This is a genomic window from Candidatus Rhodoblastus alkanivorans (assembly GCF_022760755.1).
Classification (GTDB): Bacteria; Pseudomonadota; Alphaproteobacteria; order Rhizobiales; family Beijerinckiaceae; genus Rhodoblastus; species Rhodoblastus alkanivorans.
Genome location: NZ_JAIVFP010000001.1, coordinates 2,820,103 through 2,841,157, shown reverse-complemented (window position 1 = coordinate 2,841,157; position 21,055 = coordinate 2,820,103). Strand labels below are relative to the sequence as shown.

20 protein-coding genes and 2 tRNA genes are annotated in these 21,055 nt (G+C 63.4%); 7 read left to right on the top strand and 15 right to left on the bottom strand.

Annotation, left to right across the window (positions count from 1 at the left end; translation table 11 throughout):
• Positions 1-8: 8 nt before the first annotated feature.
• Complete coding sequence (gene acsA, locus K2U94_RS13105) at positions 9-1,766, bottom strand: acetate--CoA ligase (protein WP_243067637.1); 1,758 nt, start codon at positions 1,764-1,766, stop codon at positions 9-11.
• Positions 1,767-2,018: 252 nt separating this feature from the next.
• On the opposite strand from acsA, the gene K2U94_RS13100 reads away from it, so the two are divergent.
• A protein-coding gene (locus K2U94_RS13100; RefSeq protein WP_302850646.1) for an IS5 family transposase occupies positions 2,019-2,775 on the top strand; the annotation gives its coding sequence in 2 pieces (ribosomal slippage) (positions 2,019-2,342 and positions 2,344-2,775; 756 coding nt in all).
• Between the two features lie 437 nt (positions 2,776-3,212).
• Here K2U94_RS13100 and K2U94_RS13095 read toward each other — a convergent pair.
• The 5 genes from K2U94_RS13095 to rlmB form a co-directional block, all read right to left on the bottom strand.
• Positions 3,213-3,503, bottom strand: a complete 291-nt coding sequence (locus K2U94_RS13095; protein WP_243067636.1) for a hypothetical protein — start codon at positions 3,501-3,503, stop codon at positions 3,213-3,215.
• A gap of 142 nt (positions 3,504-3,645) precedes the next feature.
• Complete coding sequence (locus tag K2U94_RS13090) at positions 3,646-3,921, bottom strand: hypothetical protein (protein ID WP_243067635.1); 276 nt, start codon at positions 3,919-3,921, stop codon at positions 3,646-3,648.
• 477 nt (positions 3,922-4,398) lie between these two features.
• Positions 4,399-4,474 (bottom strand) — tRNA-Thr (locus tag K2U94_RS13085).
• A gap of 86 nt (positions 4,475-4,560) precedes the next feature.
• Entirely contained in the window at positions 4,561-6,237 is a 1,677-nt protein-coding gene (locus tag K2U94_RS13080; RefSeq protein WP_243067634.1) for an MFS transporter, read from the bottom strand.
• A 147-nt stretch (positions 6,238-6,384) separates the two neighbouring features.
• Positions 6,385-7,272 (bottom strand): 23S rRNA (guanosine(2251)-2'-O)-methyltransferase RlmB, encoded by an 888-nt coding sequence (gene rlmB / locus K2U94_RS13075; RefSeq protein WP_243067633.1) that lies wholly within the window; start codon positions 7,270-7,272, stop codon positions 6,385-6,387.
• A 182-nt stretch (positions 7,273-7,454) separates the two neighbouring features.
• Here rlmB and K2U94_RS13070 point away from each other — a divergent pair.
• A tRNA-Tyr gene (locus tag K2U94_RS13070) sits at positions 7,455-7,539 on the top strand.
• A 77-nt stretch (positions 7,540-7,616) separates the two neighbouring features.
• Here K2U94_RS13070 and K2U94_RS13065 read toward each other — a convergent pair.
• The 3 genes from K2U94_RS13065 to K2U94_RS13055 all read right to left on the bottom strand — a co-directional run bounded on the left by K2U94_RS13065 (position 7,617) and on the right by K2U94_RS13055 (position 9,034).
• On the bottom strand, positions 7,617-8,000 hold the full coding sequence (locus K2U94_RS13065) for a helix-turn-helix domain-containing protein (RefSeq protein WP_243067632.1): 384 nt from the start codon (positions 7,998-8,000) through the stop codon (positions 7,617-7,619).
• Positions 8,000-8,203, bottom strand: a complete 204-nt coding sequence (locus K2U94_RS13060; protein WP_336606162.1) for a type II toxin-antitoxin system RelE family toxin — start codon at positions 8,201-8,203, stop codon at positions 8,000-8,002. Before K2U94_RS13060 ends, K2U94_RS13065 begins: the two co-directional genes overlap by 1 nt.
• Positions 8,204-8,428: 225 nt before the next feature.
• The gene (locus tag K2U94_RS13055) at positions 8,429-9,034 is read right to left on the bottom strand and encodes a cysteine dioxygenase family protein (protein ID WP_243067630.1); all 606 of its coding nucleotides are present in this window, start codon (positions 9,032-9,034) and stop codon (positions 8,429-8,431) included.
• Positions 9,035-9,246: 212 nt separating this feature from the next.
• On the opposite strand from K2U94_RS13055, the gene K2U94_RS13050 reads away from it, so the two are divergent.
• Both K2U94_RS13050 and K2U94_RS13045 read left to right on the top strand, forming a co-directional pair.
• Positions 9,247-9,567, top strand: coding sequence for a hypothetical protein (locus K2U94_RS13050; RefSeq protein WP_243067629.1), 321 nt, complete (start codon positions 9,247-9,249; stop codon positions 9,565-9,567).
• Positions 9,568-9,747: 180 nt separating this feature from the next.
• Positions 9,748-10,686 carry a ribokinase gene (locus K2U94_RS13045; RefSeq protein ID WP_243067628.1) on the top strand — a complete coding sequence of 313 codons (939 nt, stop codon included), beginning with the start codon at positions 9,748-9,750 and terminating at the stop codon, positions 10,684-10,686.
• Here the strand turns inward: K2U94_RS13045 and K2U94_RS13040 are convergent.
• Both K2U94_RS13040 and K2U94_RS13035 read right to left on the bottom strand, forming a co-directional pair.
• On the bottom strand, positions 10,664-11,485 hold the full coding sequence (locus K2U94_RS13040) for a GntR family transcriptional regulator (RefSeq protein ID WP_243067627.1): 822 nt from the start codon (positions 11,483-11,485) through the stop codon (positions 10,664-10,666). The genes K2U94_RS13045 and K2U94_RS13040 overlap by 23 nt on opposite strands.
• A gap of 204 nt (positions 11,486-11,689) precedes the next feature.
• Positions 11,690-12,385, bottom strand: a complete 696-nt coding sequence (locus K2U94_RS13035) for a Crp/Fnr family transcriptional regulator (RefSeq protein ID WP_243067626.1) — start codon at positions 12,383-12,385, stop codon at positions 11,690-11,692.
• A 99-nt stretch (positions 12,386-12,484) separates the two neighbouring features.
• Here K2U94_RS13035 and K2U94_RS13030 point away from each other — a divergent pair, with 99 nt between their 5' ends.
• Complete coding sequence (locus K2U94_RS13030; protein ID WP_243067625.1) at positions 12,485-13,684, top strand: NnrS family protein; 1,200 nt, start codon at positions 12,485-12,487, stop codon at positions 13,682-13,684.
• Between the two features lie 120 nt (positions 13,685-13,804).
• Here the strand turns inward: K2U94_RS13030 and K2U94_RS13025 are convergent, their stop codons facing one another.
• Complete coding sequence (locus tag K2U94_RS13025) at positions 13,805-14,116, bottom strand: TusE/DsrC/DsvC family sulfur relay protein (protein ID WP_243067624.1); 312 nt, start codon at positions 14,114-14,116, stop codon at positions 13,805-13,807.
• Between the two features lie 263 nt (positions 14,117-14,379).
• Here K2U94_RS13025 and K2U94_RS13020 point away from each other — a divergent pair, with 263 nt between their 5' ends.
• Positions 14,380-15,789, top strand: a complete 1,410-nt coding sequence (locus tag K2U94_RS13020) for a porin (protein ID WP_243067623.1) — start codon at positions 14,380-14,382, stop codon at positions 15,787-15,789.
• Between the two features lie 36 nt (positions 15,790-15,825).
• Here K2U94_RS13020 and K2U94_RS13015 read toward each other — a convergent pair whose 3' ends face one another.
• Positions 15,826-16,095, bottom strand: coding sequence for a hypothetical protein (locus K2U94_RS13015; protein ID WP_243067622.1), 270 nt, complete (start codon positions 16,093-16,095; stop codon positions 15,826-15,828).
• 96 nt (positions 16,096-16,191) lie between these two features.
• Positions 16,192-17,100 carry a LysR substrate-binding domain-containing protein gene (locus K2U94_RS13010; protein WP_243067621.1) on the bottom strand — a complete coding sequence of 303 codons (909 nt, stop codon included), beginning with the start codon at positions 17,098-17,100 and terminating at the stop codon, positions 16,192-16,194.
• A gap of 476 nt (positions 17,101-17,576) precedes the next feature.
• On the opposite strand from K2U94_RS13010, the gene K2U94_RS13005 reads away from it, so the two are divergent.
• Entirely contained in the window at positions 17,577-19,499 is a 1,923-nt protein-coding gene (locus K2U94_RS13005; protein ID WP_243067620.1) for a Hint domain-containing protein, read from the top strand.
• A gap of 458 nt (positions 19,500-19,957) precedes the next feature.
• Here the strand turns inward: K2U94_RS13005 and cbbX are convergent, their stop codons facing one another.
• Entirely contained in the window at positions 19,958-20,914 is a 957-nt protein-coding gene (gene cbbX, locus K2U94_RS13000; RefSeq protein ID WP_243067619.1) for a CbbX protein, read from the bottom strand.
• Positions 20,915-21,055: the final 141 nt, after the last annotated feature.

Here is a 21,055-nt window from a genome sequence, read left to right as displayed (position 1 = left end):
TGTCGCACTCATCGTTCCTCACTTTCCAGCGTCGAAAGGTCGCCTTCCGGCAGGCCGAGTTCGCGGGCCTTGAGCAGGCGGCGCATGATCTTGCCGCTGCGGGTTTTCGGCAAATTCTGGCGAAAGGCGATGTCCTTGGGGGCGACCGCCGGCCCGAGGCGTCGCCGCGCATGGCCAAGCAGTTCCTTACGCAAGCTCTCGCTCGGCTCATAGCCGTTCCTCAACGCGACGAAGGCTTTCACCACTTCGCCCACCGTCGGCTCGGGCACACCGATGACCCCCGCCTCGGCGACCGCCGGATGCTCCATGAGGGCGCTTTCGACCTCGAAAGGGCCGATGAGATGGCCGGCGCTCTTGATGACGTCGTCCCCGCGTCCGACGAACCAGAAATAGCCCTCGTCGTCCCGCATGGCGAGATCGCCAGTGAGATACCAGCCGCTGGCAAAACATTTGCGGTAGCGCTCCTCCTCGTGGAGATAGCCGCGCATCATTGAGGGCCAACCCGGGCGCAAGGCCAGTTCGCCCTTGGTCATCGGCGTTTCGATCTCTCGCACGGCGCCATCGCCGAGACGCTCGACGATCCCGGCGGCGACGCCGGGCAGCGGACGCCCCATGGAGCCCGGCTTGACGTCCATCGCGCGAAAATTGGAGATCATGATGCCGCCGGTCTCGGTCTGCCACCAATTGTCGTGAATCGGTTTGCCGAAGGCCTCGGCCCCCCAGGCGACCGCCTCGGGGTTCAGAGGTTCGCCGACACTGGCGATCAGGCGCAGGCGCGACAGGTCAAACCGCCGGGCGATATCGGCCCCGGCCTTCATCAGCATGCGGATCGCCGTCGGCGCCGTGTACCACACGGTCACTTGTTCCCGTTCGAGGGTCCTGTACCAGCGTTCGACCTCGAACTCGGCCTGATCGACAACTAGCGCGCATTGGTTGCTGAGGGGAGAAATGACGCCATAGGATATGCCCGTCACCCAGCCGGGGTCCGCCGTGCACCAGAAGACATCTCCCGGTTTCAGGTCGAGGGCGAGACGGCCGGTGACATGATGCGAAACCACCGCGTCGTGCACATGCACGGCACCCTTCGGCCGGCCGGTGGTTCCGCTGGTGAAGTGCAGCAGGGCCAGGTCTTCCGGCGCCGTCCGGACGGTTTCGAACGCCGCCAGACAGTCCGCCATGGCGGCCGAGAGGTCCATCGTCCCTTCCGGCGGTTCGCCCGAGCATTCGGTGAGGAAAACATGCTCCAGCGTCGCCAGTTCCCTGCGCCACGGCTCGACCTTGCGGCGATAGAAGGCTTCCGACGTGACCAGGACCCTGGCTTCGCCGATAGTCATGCGCGCCTTGATCGGCTCTGGTCCGAAGGCGGAGAACAGCGGCGAGAAAACGCTGCCGTTCTTGAGCGTCCCGAGCGCAACAACGTAAAGCTCCGGGACGCGCCCAAGTAGCGAAAAGACGCGATCGCCCTTAGATACGCCTCGGCGCGCCAGCACATTGGCGAAGCCATTGATCGCGGCGCCGAGCGCGGAATAAGTGAAATCCCGTATCTGGTCGTCGCGCCCGATCCAGCGCAGGGCGTGCTTTTCGCCGTGGCCAGCCACAATGTGCCTGTCGACAGCCTCATGGGCGATGTTCAGCCCGCCGCCCGGAAGTCCGTCGAGTTGGCCGCGGGCCTTGTCCCACGAGAATTCCCGAACGCCCTCTTCGTAATCGACAAGGTTGGCGTCCCGGCATTCCCCCGGAGGCTTGCGAATTCGCCGCCATTCCATCGAGGACCATCCACAAGTTGTTTGAAAATGATCTGCGCAAGGCCGAGAAAAAGCAATGACACGCGTCAATTGGCGGCCCGCCATGCCGTTTGAGCGTTCAATTCTCCGTGAGCGCCGCTTTTCAAGCGGGTTCGGCCCGCAACGACCCGCGTCGGGTTTTCTTGGGCGGCTCTATTCAGATTAGGGTCTGGACCCATAAAGTGGTTGGCATGATCATCGGTTTGTGATTCACGGCTTCCGAAGGAAGAACCGATGAATCGGGATCAATTTTGGCTGACGGACGAACAATTTTCGAAGATTGAGCCGCTTCTGCCGACCGACACGCGCCGCAAGCCTCGGGTTGATGACCGCCGCGTGATCAGCGGCATCGTTCAAGTTCTGAAGTCTGGCGGTCGATGGATCGACGCGCCACCGGAATATGGACCGAGGAAGACGCTCTACAATCGCTTCGTCCGATGGGCGGAAAAGGGCGTATGGGTAGCCTTGTTTCAAGCCCTTGCGCAAGCGGGTGGACCACCAGCCGAGGTTCTGATCGACAGTTCGGCGGTCAAGGCGCATCGCTCGGCCGCAGGCGGCAAAGGGGGGAGAAAAATTAGGCGGTTGGTCGCTCGCGGGGTGGCGAACGACAAAAATCCACACGCTGACCGATGCTCTGTGTCGCCCACTGGCCTTGATGCTCAGCGGCGGGCATGTCGCCGATTGCACCGTTGGCGCGGCGCTGCTCGAACAGCTTCCTGCCTGCAACATTCTACATGCCGACAAGGGCTATGACGCCAACGCCATCCGTCGTCAGGTCGAGGAGCGCGGCGCAATGCCGAACATCCCGCCCAAGGCGAACCGGAAATGGAAGAATTGCTTCTCGCCAGTCCTTTACCGAAACCGGAACGCCATCGAGCGCATGTTCTGTCGGCTAAAAGATTTTCGGCGCGTCGCAATGCGATATGACCGAAACGCCGCCAACTTTCTCGCCGCCGTCTTCATCGCTGCGACCGTCAGCTACTGGTTATGAGTCCGAACCCTAGCGTCATGACAAGAAATGCCCCATCGTTATATCAGCGATGGGGCGTTTTTTGCTGGCCTTCACTCGTATTTCTCTCCTGAAACATGGAGCATAAGATGGCTGTTTTGAGTTCGACCTCGAAGCCGAGGGCTGGAATTCGTTCGACGGGTTTCTGGGCGGCATAGGTGACCTTCGCCGAATTTTGTGACGGGCGGAATCTGACCGTGAACCAGCATTTCTAATCGCCGCACGACACAGAGGACGCCCGCCACGGATGAACTGGCGGGCGTTTTTCATATCGTCACGACGACGATCAGGGATCAAAAATCTTGCACGGCCGCATGTCCGCACGGTTCGGTCCCGCGTTTCCCTAAATGCCGTTTCGCCGTCGCTATGTGGTCCGCGCCCTCGCCTCGGTCTGGACGAACACGCCACGATTGCTTGCGTTACAGGTCGTGCTCGCCTCGCGCCGCGCAATGCCATTCTTTGACCGTCCAGTCCGGGTGTTGGCTCTGCCACTCTGCCATGCCAAACATGCCGGCGACGCTCTGGCACTGCATCCGCGTCGCGGCCTGGGTCCGCTGGCGGAACGAAGCACAGCGGCCGTCGGCGTTACACGCGATGCCTCGAATGTCAAAACCCTCCTCGATAGACGCTTGCTGCGCCATCAAGCGGGATGGGGAAGCGCCCCAGATGGGCACGGCGAGAGCCACGCCAGCCAGCAGCCTTACGAACATAGACCGCCCTCCCTGCAGCGGGAAAATTTCCGGCGCATATCTTCATAGAAGGCTGCGTCATTCTCAAGGCCGCCGATCCGGAGACAGGATCACGGCCGAAGGAGGGGGCGCCTACGGTTGCGCGGGCGTCGGCACCCAAACCTCAAATTCGCGCGTTCCGGATACGTTCCAATTTCAATTCTGCTTTCGCGCCCCAGCCGCTGACGTCATCGGGTACTTCGGGACGGAACCGCTCATAAAGGTGGAAGCCTAAGCGGTTAAGCTCATCGGGCGGATATGACGCCGCCAACGCCAACATCGCCGCGCGCACGGCGTCGAGATTAGCGCCAAAGGCCCGCCGGATATAGGTCAGGGTCGAGCGCTCGGAGGCCGGCTTGCCGTGATCCTCGGCGCGAATCTCGCCCTCGTCCGTCGCCATGATCGGAATGCGCCGCCCGAGCAAAAGGACGGTCTCGCGCGGGATGCGGGGCTGTTCCCTGCGCTCCGGCTCCCTCGCGCTTCTCGGCGAGCCCCAGGCGCCTCGCCTTGGCTTGGGCGCTGTAGCCAGCGACCGCGCGCCCAAGCGTCAGCGCCGTGGCGGCCGGAAGCCCAAGTCGCTCGGCGACGATCGAGGTCCAAAGTGTGAGCACCGGCGCGCGGTTGATGCGGATTACATCGCTGCTGGCCATCGCGGCTCCTTCGCCGCGCCGTTCCAATGGATCGGCGCTTTACCAGAAAGCGGGCAGGTGCGGCAGCTTGGAAAGGCGCTTACAGATACGCCGGGATTTGACGTCGGCAATTTTTCGCGATGGAGCCAAGGGGCCTCCGAGCGCTAATCGTTACCCTATGAGTTACCCGAAACATAAACGAGGGCGACGCGCCTCCGGCTTTTTTGTTCTAACTCATTGAATGTTATTGGTGCCGGTTGCAGGAATCGAACCCGCGACCTACTGATTACAAATCAGTTGCTCTACCAGCTGAGCTAAACCGGCCTGCGCGCTGGGGCGGTTCGGGTTTGCTAGCAGTCCGGGGCGGCAGGCGCAAGGGGTGGCCGCCGCGCCGTCCCTTGCCTATTGCCTCAGTCGCTGGCGTAGATGTTGCGATCCTTGGTTTCGGGCACCAGGAAGAAGCCGACCACCACGGTCATCAGCGCCACCGCGATCGGATACCACAGGCCGAAATAGATATTGCCGCTGGCGGCGACCATGGCGAAGGCGAGCGGCGGCAGGAAGCCGCCGAACCAGCCGTTGCCAATGTGATAGGGCAGCGACAGCGAGGTATAGCGGATGCGGGTCGGGAAAAGCTCGACCAGTTGCGCCGCGATCGGGCCATAGGCCATCGCCACGAGAATGATCAGCAAGGTCAGTAGGCCGAGCGCCGCCGGCTTGTTCATCCGCGCTGGATCTGCCGCCGCGGGATAGCCGGCGGCCTCGATCGCGGTCAGGACCTCAGCCTCGAACGCGGCGCGTTTCTGCGCCAGTTCCTCCTTGGACAGTTTGCTTCCGTCAAAGGCCGCGATCTGTTTGCCGCCGATCGTAATGTGCGCCACTGCGCCCGCCGGTCCCACGGCGTTGGAATAATTCACCGCCGCACTGGCCAGCGCGTTCTTGGCCAGATCGCAGGAGGTCACGAATTGGGTGCTCTCGATCGGGTCGAACTGGAACGAGCATTGCGCCGGATCGGCGACCACCGTCACCGGGGCGGTCGCCTGCGCATGGGCGAGCGCCGGATTGATCGCGACGGTCAGGCCTTTGAAGATGGGGAAATAGAGCAGGGCGGCGAGCAGGCAGCCGCCCAGGATCACCGGCTTACGGCCGATTTTGTCGGACAGCCAGCCGAAGAACAGGAAGAACGGGGCGCCGATGATCAGCGCGCCGGCGAGCAGCATGGTCGCTATGCCGAGATCGACCTTCAGGATGCGGGTGAGGAAGAACAGGGCATAGAACTGCCCCGTGTACCAGACTACCGCCTGGCCCGCGACGCCGCCAAACAAAGCGATCAGGGCGATCTTGGCGTTGCCCCATGTGCCGAAGGCCTCGGAAACCGGCGCGCGCGAGCCGCGCCCCTGAGCCTTCATCATGCGGAAGGCCGGAGTCTCTTTCAGCTGAAGGCGCATCCATACGGAGCCGACGAGCAAAGCGAAGGACATCAGGAACGGAAAGCGCCAGCCGTAGAGTTCGAAATCCTGCTCGCCGATCAGGGCGCGGAAGGCCAGGACGACGATCAGGGACAACAGGAACCCGAGCGTCGCCGTGGTCTGGATCCACGAGGTGTAATAGCCGCGCCGGCGCTGCGGCGAATGTTCGCCGACGAAAATCGCCGCGCCGCCATATTCGCCGCCGAGCGCCAGGCCCTGCAGAAGGCGCAACAGGACAAGCAGAATCGGCGCGACGAAACCGACGCCGTTGAAGGTGGGCAGCAGGCCGACCAGAAAGGTCGAAATGCCCATGATCAGAATGGTGATCAGGAAGGTATATTTGCGGCCAACCATGTCGCCGAGCCGGCCGAACAGGATGGCGCCCAGCGGACGCACCGCGAAGCCGGCGGAAAAGGCGAGCAAAGTGAAGATATAGGCGGCGGTCGGGTTGACGTTGGAGAAGAAATGCTTGGAGATGATCGAGGCCAGCGAGCCATAGAGGAAGAAATCATACCATTCGAAGATCGAACCCGCCGACGAGGCGAAAACGACGCGTTTTTCCTGCGCCGTCATGGGACGGCTACGGTCGTCCGCCCGTGCAAAGGCAGCCTGGGTCATATCTGCATTCCTCCCGCGAGAAAGTTCTTTGTTCGCTTTATGTTTTTTTTGATTCAGATCAATTACGCGACACTATGACGCGGTTGCGCGGGCGAGGGCAAGCCCTTGCCGAAGGCTGTTCGGCGCGATTCAGCAAAAAGTATAAGATCATTCTGAGAGTCTGGCGCGCGTCAAGGCGAGGGCGACGGCGCAGGCGTTGGAGACGTTCAGGCTTTTGATCGCGCCGGGCATGTCGAGCCGCGCCAGGACGTCGCATTTCTCGCGGGTGAGTCGGCGCAGGCCTTTTCCCTCGGCCCCGAGCACGAGGGCGACCGGGGCGCTGAGAACGGTCTGTTCGAGACTCGCCGGGCCGTCCGAATCGAGGCCGACGCGCAGATAGCCGGCCTCGCCCAATTGGTCGAGCGCGCGGGCGAGATTGACCACTTCGACGAGCGGCGCGTGTTCGAGCCCGCCGGAGGCGGTCTTGGCGAGCACGCCGGAAAGTTCCGGCGCATGGCGTTCGGTCACGATCACGGCGTCCACGGCGAAAGCGGCGGCGGTGCGCAGGATGGCGCCGACATTATGGGGGTCGGTGATCTGGTCGAGCGCGAGCACCAGCCCGGATTTTCGCGCGATCTCGCTCACATCGAGCGGCGGCAGCGGACGGGCTTCGAGTAAAACGCCCTGATGCACTGCCTCGGCCCCGAGCCGCGCGGTCAAAGCCTCCGGCTCGACGATATGAAGGGCGATTCCCCGCGCGGAAAGGTCCGGGCCGAGCTTTTCCGCCGCCGCCGGGGTCGCGAAAAGATCGAGGCAGTTGCGCTGCGGATTGCGCAAGGCCTCGCGCACGGCATGAAAGCCATAGAGCGCCGCGAGTTCGGCCGAGGGTCGCCGGAAAAGGCGCGCGCCGGGTTTATCCTCGCCGGCGCGGGGCTTGTCCTCGCGCGCGCGAGCTTTGGGCGCGGGCCGCGATTGAGGCGAATTTTTGGGGGCGCCCGGCCCAGTGCGGGAGGGGCTGGGACTCCTTTCCTGCCGACGTCCTCCGTGCTTTTTCATCCGCGCCTCCGCCCGCTTCGCCTCCGGTCTGTCGTGTCACGGGCGAAGGGCTTTGACAATCGCCCCGGCGCTCGCAGCGCGTTTTTGCAGTTGACATGAAAGGCGCGCGAACGCATAAGCGCCGCAACGAGCAGCCCCGTTGCACGGGGCTTTTTCGTCGCCGGAAAGAGAATTTTCGGTCAGGGAGAGTGTCCCGAGCGGCAAAGGGGGCGGACTGTAAATCCGCTGGCTATGCCTTCGTAGGTTCGAGTCCTACCTCTCCCACCATTCCCGATTTGTTCGGGAATATGCGCCAGAAATTAAACGTCATTTGGCGAGCGGCTCTCGCCTTCGCAGGGCGCTGATCATTCGAACCAGGAGCGGGGAACGTCTAGGGCGTTGGCTATCGCCTCCATCGTCTCCGGCGTCCCTTTGCGGCGGCCGGATTCGAGGTCGCTCAAATAGCCTTGCGACATGCCGAGCCGCCCCGCCAGATCTTGCTGGGTCAGCTTCTTCCATTTCCGAACGGCGGTGAGAAGGCTCGCGCCGCGCAGCACGGCGGCGCTGACGTCCTCCGGCAAGGCCGCGTGCGCATCGCGCGCCAGCTCGGCCTTGCGGGCGTCATAGATCGCCACGTCCGCGGCGTCTTCTTCCGCCTCCGCCAGCGCCGCGATCATGGCGTCATATTCAGCCCGAGGGATGACGACAAGTTCTTCGCCGCTGGGGGTTGTGATGATTTGGGGTTTCATCAATGCCTCCGATAAGTCGTGGTTTCACGTCTGCCGATATAGATGGCGAGGATCGTCTCTTGATCCTCGTCAAAAATAATCCTGTAGCGTCCGACGCGAAGCCTGAAGCCCTCGCGTCCTGAAAGCCGCTTCACGTCGCCGGCTCCCGAAACCGCGTAAGCGATCAGCCCTTCGCAAACTGCCGCGCGCGCGTCGGGCGGCAAGGCGTCGAGGTCCCTGGCGGCTCGATGCGTGAGGACGATCGTTTTCATAGCGATAAAGATAGCGATAATTTTGATCGAAGCAAGCGATATTATCGCAACTCGCGTTTAGTGCGCTATCAATAGAGGAAGCTCTAGTGGCCTGCCGCTGGTTTCGTGGACACTGAGAATGAGGTGTTTGATGAAACGGGCAACAGGCCAGGATCGCGGGATTATGATCCGCGCGGATCAGTCCTCGATCCGGGTCTGGATCGTCCAGATGTCGTAAGGCGGCGCGTCTGGGGCATTGGCGTAGGAGGTCGGCCCGAAAAGCGCCGCGCCTTCCGTGGTCAAAGTGTGACGCGGCGTTTTGCCGATATCGCCGCCGAAAACCTGAATGGCGATCGAGACGCGATCCGAATGCAGATTGGCGAGTTGCGCCGCGCCTTGCGCCCGCGAAGTCAGGACGGCTCCACGGTCGAGCTCTTGTTCCTTGTCGCTGCGCAAAACCTTGCCTTCGGCGTCGAAATCGAAGCTGCGGCGCGCGAAAGCGCCGCGCAGGACGCCGCAAATCTGCCAGAAGGGTTCGACGCCGACCGCCGTCGCCTGACCGGGCGCGAGAACCGTGCTGACAACCGTAAAGCGGTCCATGGCGTCGGCATAGAGCTGAAATTGTTGTCCGCAAGCGGGATCAGTAGCGGAAAAGGCGGACGGGAGCCAATCGTCCGCCGCGATCAGCCGGGTCATGAGATCGCGGCCGATCACAAGAATTTCCCGTTCGCTGTCGGCGAGTTCGACCATGGACTGAATGTCCCAGATGAATCTTTTCAGCGCTTCCGGCGGGGAATGGGTCACCAGGGTCTCCGATGCGAAAATGCGCGGCCGAATCGCCGGCCGCGCGTTTGTCCCGCGAAAGAAGCAAAAACCGCGCCCGCAGCGAGCATGGGCCAGCCCGACATCGATATTTGGATTTGCGCGAGATATCGCCTGCATTAATCTGACCGCCTGTCCCAAGGAGTCGCCATCGGGCGGCGCAATTGGCTGGCGCGGCAAGTCGTGCGGAATCGATGAAAGACTATATCCCCGAGCTGAGTGAAATTCGCATGGTCCGGCGCGCGCCGGACCATGCGGTCAAGCTTTCCACGGAGGACTCCGCTTACGTCGAAAATTGCCTGCGGCATGTCGAAAGGGCTTTTGGTTTCGACGCTTTTCCGGGGCTGAAATTCGGCCAGATTTCCGCCCGCGCGCTGATAAAGTCTTTCATCGATTGGTGGCGCGGTCTGGAGCCGGCGGACGAAGACCAGCGCGAAGCCCTGGCGAAATTGCCGTCCGCGATAAGGCTGCTCGACACTTTTTCCGCCTTGCTGGAAGAGCAGGCGCGACGATGATCGTGCTCGCCGGGGGGCAAGGCACGCGCTCGATCTCGGCAAGAGCGCACAAAACCCAGCCTTGCCCGGCCTCCGCCCTGAATCCGTGACGCATCCGGCGGCGCGGGAATTGCTCGAAACACGAAATCCGTATTCAAGATCGCGCGCATATCGGCTGGCTCCCAATTTTCGGATTCAATCATGCGGGCGTTTGTCGTCGGCAATTACATGAACGCCAATTTCCTCCATGTCCCGCATCTGCCCCGCGCCGGGCAGTCCATCGCGGCCGAGGGCGTTTTTCGCGAGCATGGCGGCAAGGGCCTCAACCTGGCGGCGGGGCTTTATCGGCTGGGCGTCAGGACCGATCTGCTGATGGCGGTCGGCCGCGACGACGTCGGCGCGGCGGCGACGGATTTTATTCGCGGCCTTGGCATGGCGACTGACTTCATCCGTCAGGTCGAGGCGCCGTCGGGCTTCGGTGTGGGGTTTATCGCGCCCGACGGGGCGAATTTTCTCTCCGCCTTCATGGGCGCAAATCTCTTGCTGTCCGCCGATCACGTCCGCGCGGCCGAACCAGCCGTGCGCGCGGCCGATTGGGTTCTGGCGCAATTCGAGGCGCCCGACGCCCCCATTCTCGAGGCGTTCCGCATCGCCCGTGCGGCAGGGCTGCGAACCTACCTCAATCCGTCGCCGTGGCGCGAGCCGGACGACCGGATGCTCGACCTCATTGATCTGCTCGTCGTCAACCAGACGGAGGCGGCGATGCTGTTCGCTGAACCGGACGCCGTCGATTGGACAGCGCGCGCCTGGATCGAGAAACTGCCGGCGCTCGGGCGCGAACGGATTGGCCGCGGGTGCTTGGTCGTCGTGACGCTTGCCGCCGAGGGCTCGGTGGCGCTGACGGGAGAAGGCGCGGTCCTCCATGCGCCGGCCTACAGGATCGAGCAGGTTGACGCGACCGGGGCGGGCGACGCCTTCGGCGCGGGTCTCGTCTGGTCGCTCGGGCGCGGGACCGAACTGGCGCGGGCGCTGCGCGAGGCCAACGCCTGCGGCGCCCTCGTCGCCCGCAGCCGAGGGATCCTCGACCGCCTCGCCGACGAGGCGACTTTGTCGCGGTTCATCCGCGAACGGACGCGTTGAGCCGGGTCCGGTAGGAATAGGCGTCGCCGCGAAAGACGCCTTCGACATATTCGACGATCTGGCCGCTGGCGGCGTGAGTCCGGCGCTTGATCAGCAGGCAGGGCTGTGGTTGCGAAAAGCCGAAGGCAGCGTTTTCTTCCGCCGAACTCAGCACTGCTTCGATCGTCTGCTCGGCGTCGCACAGCCTGATGCCGCAAACGTCGGAAATGAAATGATAGGCCGAGCCGCGCACGTCCCAGCCGGCGAGTTCGGGCGCGACCGTCAGGTCGAACCAGGCCGTCTCGCGCGACAGGGGCTCGCCGTCGCCCAGGCGCAGACGGACCAGTTTCAGGAATTGCGAGGATGACGGGCGGCCGAAAATCGAAGCGATCATGCGATCCTGGACGATCTCGCGCGAAAGCAGCCGGGTCGTCGGTTCGACGCCGAGTTCGAGCATTTCATCGGTGAACCCCTTGAGCGCGCCCATGCGCGGCGACAGGCGGGGCGGGGCGACCACCACCGGCCCCGAGCGCCGGTTCGACGTCAGGCCATGGTCGCGGCGCAATTCCTCGTAAAAACGGCGGATGGTAGTGCGGCTCAGATTGAGCCGTTCCGCGAGAATGCGCTCGGCCGGCAGGCTCTGGCCCTCGCGGATTTCGCCGGCCTCGACCATTTCCGCAAAGGCCCGCGCCATCTGTTGATAGACGGGTTCGGCCAATCCCCGGTCGGGCCTGAGCCGCTCGACAATCAACTCGCTGAAAGGCGGATCGAAACTTCCATTTTTCATCGTGCGATATTCGAACTGGGTCGCCAGCCGCATATTGCCGACGACTCACGAATCTAAGCGTAACTTTGGCCTGAACTCAACTCGATTCTTGCGAACATTATCGAAAGCTCGCGTTCAATAAACCAGAAACTTCACGCTCATATCGGCATGTGTTTCTCAGGAAAGCGGATTTTGTTTTCGGGACCACGATCGAGCCGCACCGCGCGCCCTCTTGCGGCGTCGCGACAGCCGTAATTTTCACTCATCCGAATTCGCGATCGCGGCGAGCCCCGGCTCGTCACGAACGACGACGCGCTGGCGGCCGCAGGCGACCAGCCCCTTTGCCTCCCAGGCGCTCATGGTCCGGCTGACCGTGTGCAGCGTCGCGCCGGTCATTTCGGCGAGGTCCTGACGCGAAAGCGGGAAGTCGATCAGCACGCCCTCGTCGGTCTTGCGCCCCGCCTGGCGCGCCAGTTTCAGCACCGCGCCGGCGATGCGCCGCTCGACGTTCCGGGTGGAGAGTTCGAGGACGCGGTCCTGCGTATCCTGCAGGCGCGCGCCGAGCGATTGCATCGCCTGGACCGCGAGGCTGGGATAGGTCGCGATCAGCTCCGCCCAGGAAGCATTGGGCCAGGCCAGCGCGAGCGATTCCGTCGCCGCTGTGGCCGTTCCCGGATAGGCCGCCGCGCCGATCGCCATGGCGACGCCGAACAGGTCGTTGGGCGCGATGAAGCGGACCAGAATCTGCGCGCCCTGCGCATTGACCCGGGTGACGCGCAGCCGTCCGTGCAGCAGCAGGAAGAAGCGGTCGGCCTTTTCGCCCTGGCGGAACGCGGTCTCGCCTTTGAGCAGACGCAGAATCTCCGCCCTGCTCAGGATTTCGTCGAGCGCTTCGGCGCTCAGTCCGGCGAAGGCCGACGCGCCTGCGATCAGGGATCGATCAAGCCTAGCCACGAAATTTTCTCCCTGCTTCCGCCAGTTGCTTGCGCCCGCGCAACGTCGGGGCGCGGAAAAAGATTTAGCAGGCGAGGGACGAACGACCAAGGAGCCGCCATGTCCCACGCCACGAGCTCTCACGCGACAAGCCGCCGCCGCGACGCCGGTCCCGCAATCCTGAGCAACGGATTCCGGCCGTTCTTCCTCGCGGGCGCTCTATGGGCGGTCGTCGCCGTGATGGTGTGGCTGCCGCAATATTTCGGCGAACTGACTCTTCCCAACGCCTTCACGCCGATGGACTGGCACGCCCATGAAACTTTGTTCGGCTATGGCGGCGCCGTGATCGCCGGCTTCCTGCTTACCGCCGTTCCGAACTGGACGGGGCGATTGCCGCTGCGCGGAACGCCCCTGCTGGCGCTCTTCGCCGTCTGGCTTGCGGGCCGCGTCGCGGTGGCCCTGTCGGGCGCGATCGGCTGGGCGCTGGCGGCGGCGGTCGATAGCGCGTTTCTCATCCTGTTTTGCGCGGCCATGGCGCGGGAGGTCGTTGCTGGCAAAAATTGGCGCAATATGCGGGTGCTGGCCGTCGTCGCACTCTATGCGCTCGCCAATGTGGCGTTCCATATCGAGTCGCATGTGACGGGCGATGCGGCCTATAGCCGGCGGTTCGCGGTGGCGGCGCTCATCGCTCTCATCATGCTGGTCGGCGGCCGTATCGTGCCGAGCTTCACCCACACTTTCCTCCAGAGGCGCGGCGCCGACCGTCTGCCGAAAAGCTTCGGACGTTTCGACGCCATCTGCATGGCGTTTTCGGCGCTGGCGCTGGTCGGATGGGTCGGCGCCCCGGAAAATAGAACGGTCGGCGTCGCCCTGATCTTCGCGGGCCTTCTCAACTTCGTGCGCCTCGGGCGCTGGGCGGGCGATCGGACCACGGGCGAGGCGCTGGTTCTCGTCCTCCATCTCGCCTTCGCCTTCATTCCGATCGGCTTCGTGCTCAGCGGGCTCGCCGCCTGGCTTCCGGGCTTATCGCCGAGCGCCGGGCTGCACGCCTGGGCGGTGGGCGGGATCGGCGGCATGACGCTTGCGGTCATGACCCGCGCGAGCCTCGGCCATACCGGCCGCGCGCTCCACGCGGGTCCGGGAACGAAACTGCTTTATACCGCTTTGGCGCTCGCGGCTTTGGCGCGGATCGCGGCGGCGCTGGCGCCGGAATGGAGTTTCGTTCTGCTCCATGTCGCGGCCTTCGCCTGGCTCGCGGCCTTTCTTGGCTTCGCCGCGATCTATGGCCCGGCGCTGTGCAGTTCCCGGATCGGAGCCTGATAGGATTTCCGTTCACGGAAATCCTATTCCGCTGGCGCGAAAATCCGCCCGCGATCTTAAGGATTTTCGCGCCATGACGTTTTCGCGGATTGCATGGCAATTTTGCGGAAACCGTATGATTCAGCCGGTGCTCCAGGCGCGCGGACGCTTCATGCCGGCCAGCTTGCAGGCCTGGCCGGCATAGCCATAAGGGAAAAGCTCGAACAGCCGGTTGCGGCCGGCGCCGCGCGTTTCGCTCAGGTGGCGCATGACGAATCGGGCGTCCGGCGCGACATGATGCTCCTCTTGAAAAGCGCGCATGAACCGGACGGCCGCCCAATGGTCCTCCGTCAGTTCTATGCCGAGTTCGCGGGCCTTTTCCCTGGCCCATTCCTCACTCCAATCGATGGGATCGATCAAATAGCCTTCCGCATCGGTCTCCGGTTTCAGCATTTTTCTTCCCTCGCGAGCAAAAAATTGGCGTTGCGCTTCAGGATAATGCGCGGCTTCGCCCTGCGCGCCGAAAAAATTGCCCGAATTTGCTCACGCGCAACAAGGACTTCGATTCTTCCTCCGGCGCTCAGGGCGAAAAGCGGGAGTATAGTGGCTTGCGCGCCTGTCCGGGCCGCCAATAAAATGGGAACGAGCGTCGAGCTGTCCGCCACGCGCGTTCGGCATTGCTTCGGCGGCGCCAGCAAAAGGAACCCGGCAGCCGGATGAAGCGTGTCCTCGCAGCAATTTTCTTCGAGTCGGCTTTTGCCGGCTCCGCCTCGGCCGGCGAGCAGGCCGCGCCTTCCTGTCTGAGCAGCTTCTGGAATTACCTGAATTCCTCGGCGCGGGATTGCCCGCTGCAATTTGGTCCGCTGACCCTCATCGGCAATATCGACGGCGGCTTCGGCTACGAGCAATGGGGCGCGCCGATCGGCCCCTATGCCGACAAGCCCAATTACGCCATTGTCCGCAACAGCGCCAACAGCCACTGGCTGCGGGCGCCTAACGGCGCCAGCACTTCGGTGATCGGCGTCACGCTCAATCAGAAGATTTTCGGCGAATGGAGCTTGATCGGCGTCGCCGAAGCCGGCTTCAATCCCTATTCATTCCGCCTGATCAACGGCCCGCAATCGCTCGCCGACAATAATTTCTACGCGGTACCCTACCAGCGGACGGCGTTCGATTCGAGCCGCGCCGGACAGTGGGACAATTCGCAGGGCTTCATCGGCCTGAGCCACCCGACTTTCGGCACGCTCACCTATGGCCGAACCAACACGCTGACCACTTCGGCTTTCGGCGCCTATGATCCGGTCGCCTCGGTCGCCTTTTCGCAACTCGGCTTTTCGGCCCTTTATTCCGGCTTCGGCGCCAGCCCGACGGCGCGCGTCAATACGGCTCTGACCTATCGCCTGACCTATCGGCGCGTGCATCTCGCCGCTCAGACCCAGATCGGCGGCTATGGCGGCGGTAACGCCGCCACCAACCAATCCCAGATCCAACTCGGCGCCCGTTTCGGCAATTTGTCGCTCGACGCCATCGCCGGATATGCTCGGAACGCCGTCATGCTGTCGAGCTTTTCGGGCGCGCCCTTACCGCCTGGCTACGATCCGAACGCGATCGTCCGGGCGACCCTGGCCGACACCGCCGGGATGGCGCTGCTCGCGCGCTATGATTGGAAACCGTTCAAATTCTATATGGGCTATGTCCATTCGCGCACCGGCAATCCGACCGACGGCGCCCCGTTCGGCCTGTCGACGATCGCCGAGGGGATCGTCGTTCCGCCCAGCGCCGTGACCTCCAACGCTTTTGAAGTCTCCCGCCTCCTCAACACGGTGTGGACGGGCGTGCGCTATGCGGCGACGAAGGACGTCGATCTCGCCGCGGGCGCCTATTGGGAAAGCCAGAACGATTATCTGGCCGCGCCCGCGACCTGCACCGGTTCGGGAACGGCGACCAGCAGCGGGAGGTGCGCCGGCGGACGCTATTCCTATTCGTTCAGGGTCAATTACCGCCCGGTGGACCGCGTCACCCTCTATGCGGGCGTGTTGGTGTCGAATGTTTATGGCGGCGTGGCGAGCGGCTTCCAACACAGCCAGAACATCGCGCCCACGGCGGGCGCCCGGCTCACGTTCTAGAACAGGATTCCAAAGGGCTGGATCGGCCTTTCGGAATCAATCGGCATTGCCGCCGATGCAGCCGGTGGCGCAATCGTCCGGATCGCGGCTCAGACCATTATTGTTTCCCTCGCCCGAACGCGCATAGGGCGTTAACGACGGGATGAGCGACTCCTCCGGCTGCGGCTGAACCGTGTGTTGCGTCCTGACGTCCGCGTGCGCGGGGCGATGATGGCGATGGCGCGTCGATCCGCCTTCCGCCGCAAGGGTCGCCGACGCTGCGAGAATGAAGCCGAGCGCCACGGCGATTTCGATTGTTTTCCGCACGCTTCCCTCCCGGTGAAAGAATGACGGTCTTAATATAGGAGCGCTTGCGGGTTTTTGGAAACGAACGCCGCCGCCTTGGGACGGGCCATGAAAATCTCAGGAATTCGCGGGTTCGGCGTCGAGCATCAGGGCGAGCATCGCCTTGGCGGCGCGCGACGTATAGAGCTGCCGGTGCGAAAGCACGTAAAAGGGCCGCTTGGGCAGGGCGAAGGGCAGTTGAACCAGCGCGCCGGCCTTGATCGAGGCGCGGGCGACGAGGCTCGACATGACCGCAAGGCCGGCGCCGGCTTCGACCGCCGCGCGCACGGCTTCGTTCGAGGGCAGTTCGAGCACGATGCGCCGCGTGCGTTCAATCGGCGCCAGGGATTGGATCGCCTCCTCGAAGGCCTCGCGCGTGCCGGAGCCTTTTTCGCGGGCGACCCAGGGGGCGTCGATCCACGCCGAGTCATAGATCTCGGCGCCCTGCGCGCCGCAGAAAGGCTCGGCGAGCGCAGGCGCGGCGACGACCAGAAGTTCGTCGTCGTAAATCCGGGTCACCGTGAGGAGCGGATCGGAGACGGCGCCCTCGACCAGGCCGAGGTCGATCTCGCCGCCGGCCGCCAGTTCGGCGACCTCATGGGTGTTGCCGATCGTCAGATGGACGCCGACGCCGGGGTAGTTTTCCGCGAAGCGCGCCAGGCGCGGCGGCAGCCAATAATTGCCGGTGGTCTGGCTCGCGGCGATGTTCAGCCGCCCGGTTTTCAGGCTGCCGATGTCGGTCAGCACCTTTTCGGTCCGCTGCGAGGCGATGAGCAGGGCGCGCGCCTCGACGAGAAAAATCCGGCCCTCCTGGGTCAGCGCGACCCGCCGCCCGATCCGGTCGAACAGCTTCATGTCGTGACGCTGCTCCAACGCGCCGATCGCCGCGCTGACCGCCGATTGCGTCAGATTGAGCTGCCGCGCCGCCCGCGTGACATGCTCAAGCTCCGCGACGGCGACAAAAATGCGCAACTGGTCGAGTGTCACGCCTCGTCCTCCCTTGCCTGCTTTGAATGAGCCGGCAGCGTGAATCAACGGAAATTTATGCGGGGCGCGGCGACGCCATTCCGTCGCGCGGCGCATGGAGCGTTGCGTCTACCAGCGCGGCAGCCTTGTTGGCTGCAAATTGTGCATACTGGAATTACGTAATTTTACGTAATCCACTTGTGGAATTTTTTACCGTAAACTGGGCAGGGCCGTTGGTCGATACGCTCGGCGGCCGGGTCGTCCGATGTCCCTTTCGCGCGTGGCCGGAAGGTCGCGCCGCGCCAGTTCGAAGCCGCCAGCCTGATCCACAGTGGAACAGGTGGAATAAGGTCGTGGGCGCACCACGGAATTTTCGGGAACGCGCCGCGCCGGCAAGCAGGTAAGCTAAAGCCCCAGGCCGGAAATTCGCGGCGCGGGAACCAAAATGCAGCAATGACAAGCATCGGCCGATGCTTGAAGACGCCCGGGGTGAAACGATGAGCGGAACTCTGAACACGACCCAATATGTCGGATCCGGCCCGGGCAATTCGGACAGCGACAGCGGGACCAATATTGTCTCCGGCGGCCTGCAATATGTCGGCTATGACTATGGAACCGGGACGGCGACGGACACGACGATCTCCAGCGGCGGCGAACAAGCCGTCGGCTACCTGAACGGGACCGGGTTCGCGACGAGCACGACGATCTTGAGCGGAGGCTATCAGGATGTCGGCGATGTTTATGGGACCGGTACGGCGACCTACACGTCGATCGGCAGCGGCGGCTCCCAATATGTCGGCTATCATTCCGGCGTCGGGTACGCGACGAGCACGACCATCGACGGCGGAACTCAGTACGTTGGCGAGAGCGGCGGGATTGGTTCGGCGGAAAGCACAATCATCAGTGGCGGAAGCCAATATGTCGGCATAAGCGGCGGAACCGGCACGGCCACGGACACGACGATTTACAGCGGCGGCTATCAAGGCGTCGGCGCTTTTAACGGAATCGGGACGGCGATCGGCACGACGATCAGCGGCGGCGAACAGGATGTCGGCGTCAGCGGCGGGACGGGCTATGCGACGAGCACGACGATCGCGAGCGGCGGCGTACAGGCCGTCGGCTATTATAGCGGGGTCGGGAGCGCGACGGGCACGACGATTCTGAGCGGCGGCGAACAGGATGTCGGCGACGTCAACGGGACCGGCACGGCGACGGACACGACGATCGACGCCGGCGCCATTCAATATGTCGGCTATAATTCCGGCGTCGGCTATGCGACCAACACAACGGTCGGCGGGACTCAATATGTCGGCGGTCAGAATGGGACCGGCTATGCGACCAGCACGACGGTCGACAGCGGCGGGATCCAGATCGTCGATTCCGGAGGAACGGCGACCGATACGACCGTCCTCAGCGGAGGGACGGCGAGCATTCTGTCCGGCGGCGTCGCCGACGCCCCGGTCATCAGCGGCGGAACGCTCATACTCGACGCAGGGGCGTCGATCGGATCCGGCGGAATCCAGTTCGCGGCAGTTTCCGGCGCCAATGGCGGAACGCTCGACCTTACCGGCCTGGGCGCCTTTTTGAGCAGCTTCACCGCCGCGATTTCGGGCTTTACCGGAACCGGCGACACGGCGGCGGCCAGCGACACCATCAAAGTCGCGGGCGCCGCCGGGATCGAGCATATCGTCTGGAGCCAAGACACGGCGAGCCAGGGAACGCTGCTGATCGAGGACGCGAGCAATGTCGTCCTCGAAAAACTGACGCTCGACGGAACCTATTCCCAGGACCAGTTCGTGCTGAATGAATCGACGAGCGTCGATGAGATCACTTACTTCTGTTTCATGGCCGGCACGCTGGTTCGTACGCCCGCGGGAGAAGCGGCGATCGAGACGCTCAAGCGCGGCGATCTAGTGTTGACGTGCGAAGGAATCGCCAAGCCGGTGAACTGGATCGGGCGCCAGACAATTTCCCTCCGTTTCGCCGATCCATTGCGCGTGCTGCCAATCCGGGTGCGCGCCGGCGCGCTCGACGAAAATGTTCCGGCTCGTGATCTGCTGGTTTCGCCGGATCATGCGCTGCTGGTCGACGACGTGTTGATCCACGCCGGCGCTCTGGTTAATGGGACGTCGATCACCCGCGAAACCAATGTTCCCAAGATTTTCGTCTATTACCATGTCGAACTCGACGAACATTCGCTGATCTTCGCGGAAAACACGCCGGCCGAAACCTTTGTCGATAATGTCGAGCGGTTGAATTTTGACAATTGGGCGGAATTTGAGGCGCTCTATCCCCAAGGCAAGGCCGTCGAAGAATTGCCCTATCCGCGCGCCAAGGCGCGCCGTCAGGTTCCGATGGCGCTGCGGGTCCGCCTCGCGGGCCGCGCGCAACAATTGGCGCCAGAGAAACTCGCGGGTTGAACGACAAGTCAATCGCCCGTTTCTTTCGGAAGAATGTCGAGAAGAGCATCCGGCGGGACGTGCCTAATCGCGATTCCGTTCCTTTGATCGGCCGCTTTTCGCCAACGATGGGCTAGCGCTGCGTGTCCAGCGAAAAGGTCTTCATTGATTATTCCGGCGCAGAGGCCTTTGGCGCGAGATTGAAAGCCAGGGAGAGCGGGTTTGGCGATGGACCGGCGGCGCGTCGGGTCGAGCTCAAGATCGGCCAAGCGCCACAATATTAGCGCGAAGCGGCGCCCTCGAAGGCCAGTCCGTGGACGCATGCGGCTTGAGTTTTGCCCGCCGCCGGAAAGCCTGAAGCGGACGGCGCGCCCATAAAAAAGACGGCCCATTTCCTCTCGGAAACAGGCCGAGTTTCTCTCCGACGGCGGCCTCCCCACGCAAGGACACGGCCGTTTTAGCAGGAGAGCGGAGGAATCCTATTCGGACTTGGTCCCTTCATCCTTGGCCCTTTCATGGGCCAAACCTCCGGCGAACACGCGGCTGCCGCGAATGTCCTCGGCCTTGATGGTGGAGAGCGCTGCGGCGTCGATCAGGCCGCCGCTCTCGAACAGGCGGTTCGCTTGGCGTAGCCGCGCGCGGTCGAGCGCGTTGCGGATCGAGCGGGCGTTGGCGAAATGCGGCTGGCTGCGCCGCGCCGCGATATATTCGGCAAAAGCCGCGCGGGCCTCGTCGTCGAAGTGATATTCCTGGCTCCCCAACATGCTGTCGGCGATGCGCAGCAGTTCCTGGTCGCTATAGTCGGGGAATTCGATGTGATGGGCGATGCGCGAGCGGAAGCCGGGATTTGAGGCGAAGAAACTCTCCATCCGGTCGGCATAGCCGGCGAGGATCACGACCAGGTCGTCGCGATGGTTCTCCATGACCTGGAGCAGGATTTCGATCGCCTCCTGGCCATAGTCGCGCTCGTTGTCGGGCTTGTAGAGATAATAGGCCTCGTCGATGAACAGCACGCCGCCCATCGCCTTTTTCAGCACTTCGCGGGTCTTGGGCGCGGTATGGCCGATATATTGGCCGACGAGGTCGTCGCGGGTGACCGAGACGAGATGGCCCTTGCGCACATAGCCGAGCCGGTGCAGCAGGTTCGCCATCTTCAGCGCCACCGTGGTCTTGCCGACCCCGGGATTGCCGGTGAAACTCATGTGCAGCGTCGGCGTCTCATGGGCGAGGCCGAGTTTGCGCCGCGCGCGGTCGACCAGCAGCAGCGCGGCGGTCTCGCGGATGCGTTGCTTGACCGGGGCGAGGCCGATCAATTCACGGTCGAGATCGGCCAGCACGTCGGCGACGCCTGACGAACGATAATCCTCGGCGAGATCGACCCGCGTCTCGGCCGCGGCGGGCGCTTCGTCTTCCGAAGCGGGAACATGTTCGTTCATTGTCCGATCCCCTGATTCGATCTTCTTGATTTGGGCTTCTTCACATGGGGTGCGGAGCCGGAGGGGGAGAGTTCCGGCTCCGCGTTGTCGTCACGAGTTCCACAAGATCGCCTTGCGATCCATGGAAACGCCCAAGCGCGA